Raw genomic sequence first — 11,932 nt, forward strand, 5'->3', positions numbered from 1 at the left:
CTGATCAGGAGAAATTGTGCAATATACTGCACATATTGCAGTATTCCTATGTTTTGTGCAATATATTGCTCATGTTTTCTTTGCTACTTATTTTATGACCCAGTCCAGCACCGTTTTACAGCATGTCGGTACAAACATCCGTTCATTAAGAGATGAGCGAGGTTTAAGCCAGCAGGATTTAGCCGATCAGGCTGGTGTGAGTAGACGGACAATCGCTGCTTTAGAAACGGGGCAAGTCAATATTAGCTTGGCTAAACTCGATGCGATTGCGGTAGTGTTGGGCGTAGATTTTAGAATGATTGTGAGTGCGCCAGAGCTCAAAGAACAAGCCTTAGTGAATGTACTAGCTTGGCAGGGAGACAAAGAAGAAAGCAAAGCAACTTTACTGGCTTCAGTTCCGTCTCGGTCTCAAGTTGAGCTGTGGACATGGTCATTGGCAGTGGGGGAATCTTATATTGCCGAAGCAGATGCAGAAGGGTGGCAAGAATTGATTTATGTATTAGAAGGTGAGTTGACCATACAATTTACCGATAGAATAAAAATAATACCTGCTGGTTCATCTTTTAGTTTTGAAAGTTCAGTGACTTATACCTATATCAATAGTGGTAACCAAGTACTTAAATTTATTCGTAATGTAGTTTATTGATTAACCGATTTTTTAAATCTTTATAAAAAATTTTCTTTTGAAATTGAGCAAGCTATTAAGTCTTTACAGTGAAATATCACCTATTTGAAAAACAGTGAACTTAATTTTAAACAAAAAAATATGAATAAGAATAAATAAGGCAAGCTATGATATTTCTTGTGTAATGAAATTATTTTTAACTCGTTTTAATAGAAAAAAGATACAGAAATGAAGTTTTTATTAAGTTCGCAAGATATTCAAAACTATAAATTTTTATGGCAGGTTTCTAAGGAAAATTATAAGAAACAGAAGGGTAGTATGTTTCTCATGTTTTTATTAGTGATGTTTACAGCATTTTTTACGACATTATTGCCATTCTTGTTAAAAATTATTATTGATTACTCTGCACAGGAATATAACTTTTCACTAGATATTCGACTCCCATTTAATTTCTTATATCTAATCGTACTCGCGTATGCTGCAGCATGGTTAGCGAATGAGTTATGTCATTGGACGCAAAATATTTTTAGTGCTTATTTGATGGTTGATTTCAAAGGTGCATTAATCTTTGCGGGCCTAAAAAATTATTTAAATCTCAAAAAAGATGAGCAAGATCAAATTGAGGCTGGAACAGTGATCAGTGATCTTGCAAGAGGAAGTTCTGCTTTTGGTGAGATTAATCTAACGTTACTGCTTCATTTGGGCCCAATTATTTTTCAATTGGTCATGATCTTTGCAGTTTTATTTACAACCATTAGCTTACTTTTTAGTATCAGTTTTTTATTGGTAGCTATCGTTATTTTTTTAGTTTCCTTTCATATAAATAAAACAAGCAGTTCATTATTCGATTCGATGTATCAAAAAGATAATCAGGTGAATAGTCATTTGATACATCAGATTTCAAATTCATATGAAATTAAAGTAAAAAATGCGGTACCGTTTCAATTGTTAAAATTTAATGCCACATTAGATTCATACATCACAACAGCTAAAGATAGGAACAAGAAAATAGGGCTATTGATGATTTCTCAATTGTTCCTGATCTTTCTATTTTTACTCATTTTTATGTTATTTACCGTATTTCTTTCAACTGAAAAGCAGCTTACACCGGGTGCTTTTGTATTGATAAGTACCTATATTATTCAACTCACCAATCCATTTCTGGCGGTTTCCCAAAGCTTGATGCGTTTAAATGGCAACTTTGTCGCCTTAGCAAAATATCGAAAATACTTTGATCTCAATAAAGAAAATTATACGCATTCTATCGTTCAAGACTCCAACGTTCTCTTTCAATTTATAAATGCTAAATTTTTACTTGGGAAAAGAGCCGTAGATCATTTTAATTTAACAATATTAGCCAATAAAACATATGTCGTGATTGGCCAAACAGGTCTAGGTAAGACTTCTCTGATGAATTATTTAATGGGGGTATATCAGATTCAATCAGGACAGCTTTTGTATAAAAATATTGATATCAGTCAAAATTTTTCTAACCATATTTTTGATGAGGTTGTTTACGTTGCACAGCAACCAGTTATTTTCCCTTATTCTCTTAGAGATAATTTAGTTTATAACTCTTCGCATATATATGAGGATTCTTACTTACTTCAGATGCTTGAGCAGTTTAATTTATTACATATTTTGAAAAAGCATCAACTGACACTTGATGATGATTTAACTGAAATTTATAAGAATTTTTCAGGAGGAGAAAAGCAGAGAATTTGCATTCTTCGAGGCCTTTTAGCTCGCCCGCAGCTCATCATCCTAGACGAACCGACTGCCGCCTTGGATGTAGATACTGCAAAAAATATACTTGAATATATTCAGCAAGTCGTTCCATCCGTAATTATGATTACACATTCACCCTACGCAATGGAGCTTGCAGATGAGGTTATCGATTTAGAAAAGTTATTAAACTAAAGATAATCAAAAAATAAAAAAAGAGCCTAAACAGGCTCTTTTTTAGATCTTAAAAATTAAAGACGATTTTCATCTAACAAAAGCTGAGCTTCACGAAGGCTCAGTGTGCCTTCATAAATTGCGCGACCTGTAATCGCACCTAAAATACCTGGTTGGCCTATTAAGTTACGAACGTCATCAAGGTTAGTTACACCACCTGAAGCAATTACTGGTAAGCCTGAGTATTGAGCCAAGTTTACAGTTTGCTCAACGTTTACACCTTGCATCATGCCATCACGAGCAATGTCTGTGTAAACAATGCTAGATACACCTGCATCAGCAAAACGTTTTGCTAAATCAGTTGCTTTAACGTCAGTTACATTAGCCCAACCGTCAGTTGCAACCATACCATTCATGGCATCAATACCAACAATGATGTGGCCTGCAAAGCGTTTACAAGCTTCTTCTACAAATTCAGGCTCTTGAACAGCTTTAGTGCCGATAATGACAAAAGTCACGCCAGCTTCTAAATAGTGCTCAATTGTTTCTAAAGAGCGAATACCACCACCAATTTGAATTGGTAATTCTGGCTGAGCTTTAGCAATTGCTTCAACAATAGGTTTATGAATTGGAGTGCCTGCGAAAGCGCCATTCAAATCGACCAAATGCAAACGACGTGCGCCTTCATTTACCCAATGCTGGGCAGTTGCAACTGGATCGTCAGAGAAAACTGTATCGTCTTCCATACGCCCTTGTTTTAAACGCACACATTTACCATCTTTCAGGTCAATTGCAGGAATGATTAGCATGCTTCCGCTCCTTGCTTCATCATGATTATGAAATTGTGCACATCTTAGCAAAGTATTGATCAATCGCTAAGCCTTAGAAAAGACTTTTATAACTTTACGCTTGAAGTGCGGTTTGAATAGTTTGAGAAATGTGAGCGGGTAATAGTTTTTGTTTTCTGAGCTCTTGAAATACCAATAAAGCAGCATATGCATCGGCAGCAGCGTAACTGATTTGCTGAGAGCTAAGTGGCTTTCGTGCCCAGTTTGACGTTCCGATTTTTTTCGACTTTGCAAGATATTGCTCAAATAACAGCGCCACTGCTTTTTGTACCCCCAGTTGTTGTTTAAAACCAAAATGGCTAAAGCCTTTTGCGAGGTCGACACAACCTTCGAGTTCAATCCCTTTTTTATGAAAAATATGCTTATCGTTTTTGAGGCCAAAACCGACTTTAATTTGTTTGGGGTTAGATAAAATAGGCTGTAAAAATTTTAAAGTCGATGAATTTACATGAAACAGATATGCTTTTTGTTCAGTGGCAAGCTGAATCAGATGTGGACCAGTTGAGACTTCGCCCACCCGAAACGTGGGTTTTGATTCGGAATCAAATCCTAGAAAATGGGCTGCTTTTAATTCATTTTCAATATTTTTACATTGCTCGATATTTTCAATCACCACAATATTTTGGTGGGTAAGATTTTCGAAAGGAGGAAGCTGCTGAATAGAGGCTTTATCAAGAAGGGGGGAAGCTTCAGACATATTTATAGTGTAGAAAAGAATTGAGCTATTAGCTTTATATATGAATAAAGCCTAGAGAACTAGGCTTTATAAAGGACCACAAGAAATTATTGAGACTGAGAAGGTGTACCAATTTCAATACTTTCACTTTTTTCAATATAACTTTGATAACTCGGAACCATAATTCCAGCAATAACACCGAAAACAAATACGAGCGGAATAATGACAATATAGATCCAGCCTAAAACTCTTTCCCAACCAAGGGTAGGGCGCTGTGGACCATAATCATTAGTACCTTCTGTACCTTTTGCAGCAAATAGATAAATCATAAAAATAAAGTTTACAGCAGGGATGAGCATCAGTAATGATAGCCATCCTGTATTATTACGATCATGTAAACGGCGGATAGTAAATATAAAGCTGACATAGATACAGGCAATATAGACAATACCTAAAATAATCATTCCTGCGGTAGAAAGACCGCTTAAATCTTCACTAGTTGTTAGTCCAAAAGTGAAAGCGACAATAAGAACGGCGACCACAATTACGAGTGAAAATAAGAGGGTCCATGCCGCATAAGAGAGTCGTCCAAAACGACCACTTGCTTTAAAGGGGGAATCTTGTTGAATCGGTTGATTTTCAAAAGGTGAATTCATTTTGTTTTCCTGATCATTTGGTTTTATTTAAAAGTATACATATTCAATATTTTGTTGAATAAAATATCATTCTATAAATGATTGGTTGTTATTATAGATAAAAAAATAGATCAGGCCATCTCGACCTGATCTATTTTATTTTTTAAAGGAAATTAAATATTCCATTCCACAAAGTTTTTCAGTAACTGCAAACCGGCAGTATGACTTTTCTCTGGATGGAATTGAGTCGCAAATAAATTCTCTTTGTGAATTGCTGTGCAGAAGTTCACGCCATAGTCACAGGTCGCAGCCACAACACTTTCATCTTTTGGCTCTACATAATAACTATGTACAAAGTAGAAACGGGCATCTTGTTCGATATTGTTCCACATCGGGTGGCTTGGGTCCAATTGATGAACCTGATTCCAGCCCATATGAGGCACTTTTAACCCTTCCATTTGAGGGAAGTGTTTTACTACACCATCAAAAATACCTAGGGCTTCTACACCGCCATTTTCTTCTGAGCTTTGTAGTAATGCTTGCATGCCCACACAAATCGCAAGAACTGGTTTGTTAAAAGCAGCTTTACGTACGACTTCATCAATACCTGCTTCACGCATACCTTGCATACAGTCGCGCATTGCACCAACGCCCGGAAAAACAATTTTGTCGGCTTGTGCAATTAATTTTGGATCATTGGTCACATCGACTGTAGCGCCCACATACTCAAGTGCTTTAGCTGCTGAGTGTAGATTGCCCATGCCATAATCAAGTAACGCGATACGTGTCATTAGAGGCTACCTTTTGTCGATGCAATCGTGTTTTCTGCACGTGGATCAACTTCACATGCCATACGTAAAGCACGAGCTAGCGCTTTGAACACACTTTCAATTTGATGGTGGCTATTTTTACCTTTCAAATTATCGATGTGTAAGGTCATAAGCGCATGGTTTACGAAACCTTGGAAAAACTCAGAAAATAAATCGACATCAAACGTACCGATACGTGCGCGGGTAAATGGAATGTCCATAAATAAACCCGGACGACCAGATAAATCTACAACAACACGAGACAAGGCTTCGTCTAATGGTGCATAAAAATGACCATAGCGTTTTAAACCTTTTTTATCGCCTAAAGCTTGTGCAAAAGCTTGTCCAAGCGTGATTCCACAGTCTTCTACGGTGTGGTGATCGTCAATCTCGAGGTCTCCGTCACAATGAATATCGATATCAAATAAGCCATGTCGCTTGATTTGATCAATCATATGGTCTAAAAATGGAACTCCAGTGTTTAGTGTGCCTTGACCAGTACCGTCGAGATTTAATCGAACTCGAATTTTGGTTTCATTGGTATTTCTAACCACTTCACTGATACGTTGCGTCATGGACACGTTCCTCAAAAAAACGTCAAAAATGATTGGATGTAACGATAATTTCGCTGTGACGAATTCGTGACAGCATCATAGTTTGCTCAGGAGGGTTAATCAATGCCTATTACCGTACATGCTTATAGTTCTCTAGATAATTCAGAGATTCGCGATCAGCTTGAGCGACTGTATGATACAAGTCCGGAGTTTGGTGACGGGCACGATGCGATTGAACAACTTGAACAAGATTTACAACAGTATACCACGCTATACACTGCCGAATTTAACACCAAAATTATAGGGGCAATGTGGTCTTCAGGACAAGGCGAAAGCAAGGTTCTTGAATATATTGTTGTGCACCCTGCCAACCGTGGTCGTGGGGTAGCAGAGCGTTTAGTTGAAGAAGCTTGTCGTATAGAAGAGTCAAAAGGTGTGAAAATTTTTGAGCCGGGTTGTGGCGCTATTCATCGTTGTTTGGCTCATATTGGTAAATTACATCATTAAAAGTCCAGTTCGTATGTAATGATGATTTAAAAATAATCACTTGTTACAAAAAACGCGGAAGTTGCTTGACGTGATCATATAAACATTGTTTAATACGCCCACTTCGGCGTGATAGCTCAGTAGGTAGAGCAACGGATTGAAAATCCGTGTGTCCCCAGTTCGATCCTGGGTCTCGCCACCATTATATGTGTTTTCAATCCCTGATCCCATCAGGGATTTTTTTTGAGTATAAAAAATACTCATTTAAATCAAAAACTCAGGATAATAGTTGACTATTGTTCTGAGATACGGCTTAATACAGGCCATCGGCGTGATAGCTCAGTAGGTAGAGCAACGGATTGAAAATCCGTGTGTCCCCAGTTCGATCCTGGGTCTCGCCACCATATTCGAAAAAGCCTCATACATAACGTATGAGGCTTTTTTCATGCCTATTGTTTTATCTGAACAAATCATTTTCTTACTTGTGGGTAAAATGAGATTTATCCACAAGCATTGTCACTTATCCCCAAGTTCTTATTATGTCAAAGCTATAACAAGTAAGGGCTTAATCATGTGAACTATCGTTAATTAGACGTTTTCCTAAACATACCGCTTCTACTTCGTCATAGCCGAGCTGTTCATAAAAATTCAGTACATTTAGGTTATCTTTACGCACCAATAATTGTAGTTTTGGGCAGCCCCGAGCAATCAGTCGCTTTTCAAGCTGCTGAACGAGCGCTGTAGCTATTCCTAAGCGTTGTTGGTGGGGGTGAACAGCCAAATAATTAATCCAGCCTCTATGACCGTCATAGCCGCCCATAAGTGTGCCAATGAGTTGCTCATCTTTAATAGCAACCAAAAATAAATCATCTTGTTGTGAGACTTTTCTGAAAATATCGGTTTCAGGATTATTCCAAGGACGAGTCAGGCCGCAGCTTTCCCATAAAATAACGACATCTTCCAGATCCGCATTTGTAAATTGACGAATAATAAACATATGGATTTCTACTTTTTGTTTTGATGTGCTGAAAAGATAAAATAAAAATTGGGGCTTGAGCAGTATTTTATGAATAATTTAAACAAATAAAAAAGCACCCCCTTAGGAGTGCTTGAATTAAACCAGTTATTTAAGCTGATTTTGCAACTGGTGCTGCTTGAAGCATTTGACCTGTTTCTTCGAAGTTTGCATGCCAAGACAATGCTTCACGAAGTAAATGAGGCGTATGTCCACCTTTAGCACATGCACGATCAAAGTAATCATTTAATGCATCACGATAAAGTGGGTGTACACAGTTGTCGATAACAACGCGAGCACGTTCACGAGGTGCTAAACCGCGTAAGTCTGCTAAACCTTGCTCTGTCACTAAAATATCAACATCGTGTTCACTGTGATCAACGTGACTCACCATTGGCACGATAGAAGAGATATCGCCGCCTTTAGCAATTGATTTAGTCACAAAGATCGCCAAGTGAGCGTTACGAGCGAAGTCACCTGAACCACCAATACCGTTCATCATTTTAGTACCACACACATGAGTCGAGTTCACGTTACCGTAAATATCAAACTCAAGCGCAGTGTTAATGCCGATAATACCTAAACGGCGAACCAGTTCTGGGTGGTTAGAAATTTCTTGTGGACGAAGTACTAATTTGTCTTTGTAAGCTTCGATATTGCCAAAAACTTTTTCGCCACATTTTGCAGAAAGTGTAATTGAGCTACCAGAAGCAAATTTCATTTTGCCTGCATCAATTAATTCAAAAGTACAGTCTTGTAATACTTCTGAGTACATGATGAGGTCTTCAAAGTCAGAATCTTTTAAGCCTGTTAATACAGCATTGGCAATAGAACCGATACCTGCTTGTAATGGGCCAAGGCTTTTTGGTAAGCGACCTTCAGCAACTTCTTTGTTAAAGAAAGCGATCAGGTGGTTTGCAATGCCTTGAGTTTCATCATCTGGCGGAGTTACTGTTGATGGTGAGTCATGCGTATCGTTAAATACAATACCGACAATCTTTGCAGGATCGATTTGGATTGCTGATGTACCAATACGCTCATCCACTTTTGTTAATGGAATTGGAGTACGTGTTGGACGATAAGTTGGAATGTAGATGTCGTGCAAACCTTCAAAGCTTTCGCTTAATGAGGTATTAATTTCAACAATTACTTTCTCGGCAAAAATAGCAAAACTTGCAGAGTTGCCTACAGAGGTCGTTGGAATAATGCCGCCATCTTCAGTAATTGCAATTGCTTCAATCACTGCAACATCTGGACGTTTAAGCTGTTGGTTACGCATTTGCTCAACAGTTTCAGACAAATGTTGGTCAATAAACATAACTTCGCCATTGTTAATGGCACGACGTAAGGTATTGTCCACTTGGAATGGCATACGACGAGATAAAACACCTGCTTCCGTGAGTTGTTTGTCTAAGTCGTTACCTAAACTGGCACCCGTAATTAACGTGATTTTTAACGGATTTTTCTTTGCAAGTTCTACAAGTGCTTGTGGAACAGCTTTAGCTTCACCAGCACGAGTAAAACCACTCATACCTACGGTCATTCCATCTTCGATGAATTGTGCAGCTTGTTCAGCACTGATGACCTTGTCATGAAGAGAAGCTAGGCGAATACGACTTAAAGACATTGGACATCCTCAGAATTGTCAAAACATAGGGGATTTTAGCTATGAAAAATTGAAAAGTGCATAGGTGTTAGGCTAAGGTCTAATTTTGTAAATAAATGGTGGTATAAAATATATTTATGGTTTTTATTTTATTGATTTTAATTGTTTTATTTGTCTTTAAAATGAGGCTTCTAATAACTAACTGGTTAAATTAAAAGCGCTCACTCAAAGTTTGTTTTATTTTTTCTAATGGATTGATCGAGCTGTTTTCTTCAGTGCTTGGTTTCGGGATAGGTAAAGAAATAATAACTTCTAAACCGCCTTGTTCACGGTTATGAATTTGAATTTCACCATGGTGAATATCAACAATACGTTTGACAATCGCAAGGCCAAGACCGCTTCCTTGAACTGTTCTTGCCGAGTTTCCTCTAACAAAAGGTTGCATTAACTCTTCTATTTGATCTGCTGGAATACCTTCACCATGATCGGCAACAGTAATTAAAATATGTTCATTTTCAACTTTTGCACTGAGTTCTATCGGTTCGGCACCATAGCGTTTTGCATTGTTAATCAGGTTGGCAATAAGTCGCTTTAAAGAAAGACTACGTGCTGGAATAATTGGCACATCCTGCATCTCGAAGTGAATATCAAGTGGCTTAAACTGGATAACAAGTTCTTGCAAAAGCATATTGATATTGGTGTCTTTCAATTCTTCATCTGAGCCATCACGCATATAAGAAATGAACTGATTAAGAATTGCATCCATATCATCTACGTCATAGACCAGACCTTCACGTAAAAACTCATCAGGTAACATTTCCGCCGTTAAGCGAATACGTGTAAGAGGAGTTCTTAGATCATGTGAAATGCCGGCCAGCATAATACGTCGTTCACGTTCAGTTTGGTCAAGCGTATAAACCATGCGGTTAAAGGCTTGGTTCACCTGACGAATTTCTAAGGGACCGTGATTGGTATCTAAGTAAGGTGCCGTTCCAGCTTTACTATATTCATTGGCAGCATTTTGCAAACGACGTAAAGGGCGGTTCATCTGCCTAACTAAAATCAGAATAATAATAGCTGAAAGTAATGGAACACCAACGATCCAACCAACTAATAGCTCAGGGCTATAATTGGCATAGGTTTTTAAAGGTTCACGGACCCAGTTCCCGTGCATTTCAGGTGTTTGAATCCAGATGCGTGGGCTAGGCTTAAACTGGAAGTAAACCGTAACATCCTTCGTCCCAATCTCATTTGCCAGTTTTTGTTCGATCTGATTGGTAAAAAACTCAGCAATAACTTTATCGCGGACGCTTGGATATTCTTTTGGGTTGGTAACGTATTCAATACCAACGCGATTACGTAACCACGTATCAACATCAACTTCGTTGTCGCGATGAAAAATTCGTATATCCGGATTGTTAACGAGTTCAAGTTCAACTGCTAAATAACGGGCGTGTTGTTGAATTTCAGGTAAATAGAGAGTGCGCCAAAAGAACCATAACGACATAAATAAGCTAAAAAATACCACCAGCAGTACCAGAATGGTGGTACGCATGGCAGCAGAGCGTGGCTTAATTTTGTCGAGAAAACGTTCCCACCGAGTTCGTTTCCGTTCAGAGTAGGTAGCGTAATCAGTAAAGTTTTGTGGCGCGATTGGTTCTAAACTCACTCTATTTTATCTCAAGCTTATTCCGCACCATCTGGAACAAATACATAACCCACGCCCCATACAGTTTGGATATAACGTGCACGTGCAGGATTATCTTCAATTAAACGACGTAGACGAGAGACTTGAACGTCAATTGAACGTTCCATTGCACCCCATTCACGACCACGAGCCAAGTTCATGAGTTTGTCGCGTGTTAATGGTTCACGTGGGTGTTGTACCAAGGCTTTTAATACTGCAAATTCGCCAGTCGTTAAGGTAACGATTTGTCCTTCGCGTGTCAGCGTGCGGGTAGACAAGTCTAAAGACCATGGTCCAAAGCTTACAACTTCAACTTGTTGGCTTGGAGCACCGGGAACTTCACGAACTTGGCGACGCAATACAGCACGGATACGGGCTAAAAGCTCATTTGGATTAAATGGTTTTGGTAAGTAATCGTCTGCACCAGCTTCCAGACCTGCAATACGGTCTGAATCGCTACCACGCGCTGTTAACATGATAATAGGTGTATCAATATTTGATTGGCGTAAACGACGGCAAATACTCAAACCATCTTCAACTGGCAACATAAAGTCGAGTACGATAAGTGAAAATAACTCACGTTGTAATAAACGGTCCATTTGCGAAGCATCGTGGGCAGTTTTTACAACAAAGCCTTTATCTTCCAAAAAACGTTGCAAGAGGGTACGTAAACGCACATCGTCATCGACCACTAAAATACGTTCGACACGATCCGTTTCGTTGTGTACGGTTTCAGGATGTTCAGCAGGTACAACTAAACTCATGATGTACTCCCTTTTAAAGTCATAATTTATATATTATTGGGTCGGTCAGGCTTATTGCCAGCAAGCCCTCAGTATAATGCTGATGTTCTCGTTAAGACTATGTATCAATTTGCTCAAAATTACAATTTCCAAGGTGGTTTGAAACCAAAAAACAACATCTTAAGCCCATAATTTAGCAAAGACTGATCTAAAAAAACAAATACTTAAATATTTGATAAATTTTTAATAATTAAATAGTAATAACTAATTGTTTCAAATAAGTTATTTTAGGTAAACCAACTTGGTTATTATAAAGGTTTTACTTGTTGAAGTAAGCAGATGGTTGGGT

12 protein-coding genes, 2 tRNA genes and 1 pseudogene are annotated in these 11,932 nt (G+C 38.3%); 5 read left to right on the forward strand and 10 right to left on the reverse strand.

Annotation, left to right across the window (positions count from 1 at the left end; genetic code table 11):
- Positions 1–94: 94 nt before the first annotated feature.
- Positions 95–646 carry a helix-turn-helix domain-containing protein gene (locus ASF86_RS11780; protein WP_056482695.1) on the forward strand — a complete coding sequence of 184 codons (552 nt, stop codon included), beginning with the start codon at positions 95–97 and terminating at the stop codon, positions 644–646.
- Between the two features lie 207 nt (positions 647–853).
- Positions 854–2,545 (forward strand): ATP-binding cassette domain-containing protein, encoded by a 1,692-nt coding sequence (locus ASF86_RS11785; protein ID WP_056482344.1) that lies wholly within the window; start codon positions 854–856, stop codon positions 2,543–2,545.
- A 56-nt stretch (positions 2,546–2,601) separates the two neighbouring features.
- Here ASF86_RS11785 and hisA read toward each other — a convergent pair whose 3' ends face one another.
- The 5 genes from hisA to hisB form a co-directional block, all read right to left on the reverse strand.
- On the reverse strand, positions 2,602–3,333 hold the full coding sequence (gene hisA / locus ASF86_RS11790) for a 1-(5-phosphoribosyl)-5-[(5-phosphoribosylamino)methylideneamino]imidazole-4-carboxamide isomerase (protein WP_004639792.1): 732 nt from the start codon (positions 3,331–3,333) through the stop codon (positions 2,602–2,604).
- Positions 3,334–3,427: 94 nt separating this feature from the next.
- On the reverse strand, positions 3,428–4,069 hold the full coding sequence (locus ASF86_RS11795; protein ID WP_056482348.1) for a 3'-5' exonuclease: 642 nt from the start codon (positions 4,067–4,069) through the stop codon (positions 3,428–3,430).
- A gap of 86 nt (positions 4,070–4,155) precedes the next feature.
- Positions 4,156–4,704 (reverse strand): DUF805 domain-containing protein, encoded by a 549-nt coding sequence (locus ASF86_RS11800; RefSeq protein ID WP_056482351.1) that lies wholly within the window; start codon positions 4,702–4,704, stop codon positions 4,156–4,158.
- A gap of 152 nt (positions 4,705–4,856) precedes the next feature.
- Positions 4,857–5,474: an imidazole glycerol phosphate synthase subunit HisH gene (gene hisH, locus ASF86_RS11805; protein ID WP_056482353.1), complete on the reverse strand. Its 618-nt coding sequence runs from the start codon at positions 5,472–5,474 to the stop codon at positions 4,857–4,859.
- Complete coding sequence (hisB, locus tag ASF86_RS11810; RefSeq protein ID WP_002116767.1) at positions 5,474–6,067, reverse strand: imidazoleglycerol-phosphate dehydratase HisB; 594 nt, start codon at positions 6,065–6,067, stop codon at positions 5,474–5,476. The genes hisH and hisB overlap by 1 nt, the downstream gene beginning before the upstream one ends.
- 102 nt (positions 6,068–6,169) lie before the next feature.
- Between hisB and ASF86_RS11815 the strand changes: the two genes are divergently transcribed.
- From ASF86_RS11815 to ASF86_RS11825, 3 genes are all read left to right on the forward strand, one after another.
- Complete coding sequence (locus ASF86_RS11815) at positions 6,170–6,553, forward strand: GNAT family N-acetyltransferase (RefSeq protein ID WP_003653877.1); 384 nt, start codon at positions 6,170–6,172, stop codon at positions 6,551–6,553.
- Between the two features lie 105 nt (positions 6,554–6,658).
- Positions 6,659–6,734, forward strand: a tRNA-Phe gene (locus tag ASF86_RS11820).
- A gap of 126 nt (positions 6,735–6,860) precedes the next feature.
- Positions 6,861–6,936 (forward strand) — tRNA-Phe (locus ASF86_RS11825).
- A gap of 161 nt (positions 6,937–7,097) precedes the next feature.
- Here ASF86_RS11825 and ASF86_RS11830 read toward each other — a convergent pair.
- From ASF86_RS11830 to ompR, 5 genes and pseudogenes are all read right to left on the reverse strand, one after another.
- Positions 7,098–7,529: a GNAT family acetyltransferase gene (locus ASF86_RS11830; RefSeq protein WP_004789884.1), complete on the reverse strand. Its 432-nt coding sequence runs from the start codon at positions 7,527–7,529 to the stop codon at positions 7,098–7,100.
- Between the two features lie 130 nt (positions 7,530–7,659).
- Positions 7,660–9,174, reverse strand: coding sequence for an acetyl-CoA hydrolase/transferase family protein (locus ASF86_RS11835; RefSeq protein ID WP_003653872.1), 1,515 nt, complete (start codon positions 9,172–9,174; stop codon positions 7,660–7,662).
- A 35-nt stretch (positions 9,175–9,209) separates the two neighbouring features.
- Positions 9,210–9,302, reverse strand: a pseudogene (locus tag ASF86_RS19660) (hypothetical protein); the annotation flags it as partial.
- Between the two features lie 62 nt (positions 9,303–9,364).
- Positions 9,365–10,822, reverse strand: a complete 1,458-nt coding sequence (locus ASF86_RS11840; protein WP_005038215.1) for an ATP-binding protein — start codon at positions 10,820–10,822, stop codon at positions 9,365–9,367.
- A gap of 17 nt (positions 10,823–10,839) precedes the next feature.
- A complete protein-coding gene (gene ompR / locus ASF86_RS11845) occupies positions 10,840–11,604 on the reverse strand; it encodes a two-component system response regulator OmpR (RefSeq protein ID WP_000060753.1) in 765 nt (254 codons plus the stop codon).
- Positions 11,605–11,932: the final 328 nt, after the last annotated feature.

Origin of the sequence: Acinetobacter sp. Leaf130, from assembly GCF_001423205.1 — a bacterium.
Classification (GTDB): Bacteria; Pseudomonadota; Gammaproteobacteria; order Pseudomonadales; family Moraxellaceae; genus Acinetobacter; species Acinetobacter calcoaceticus.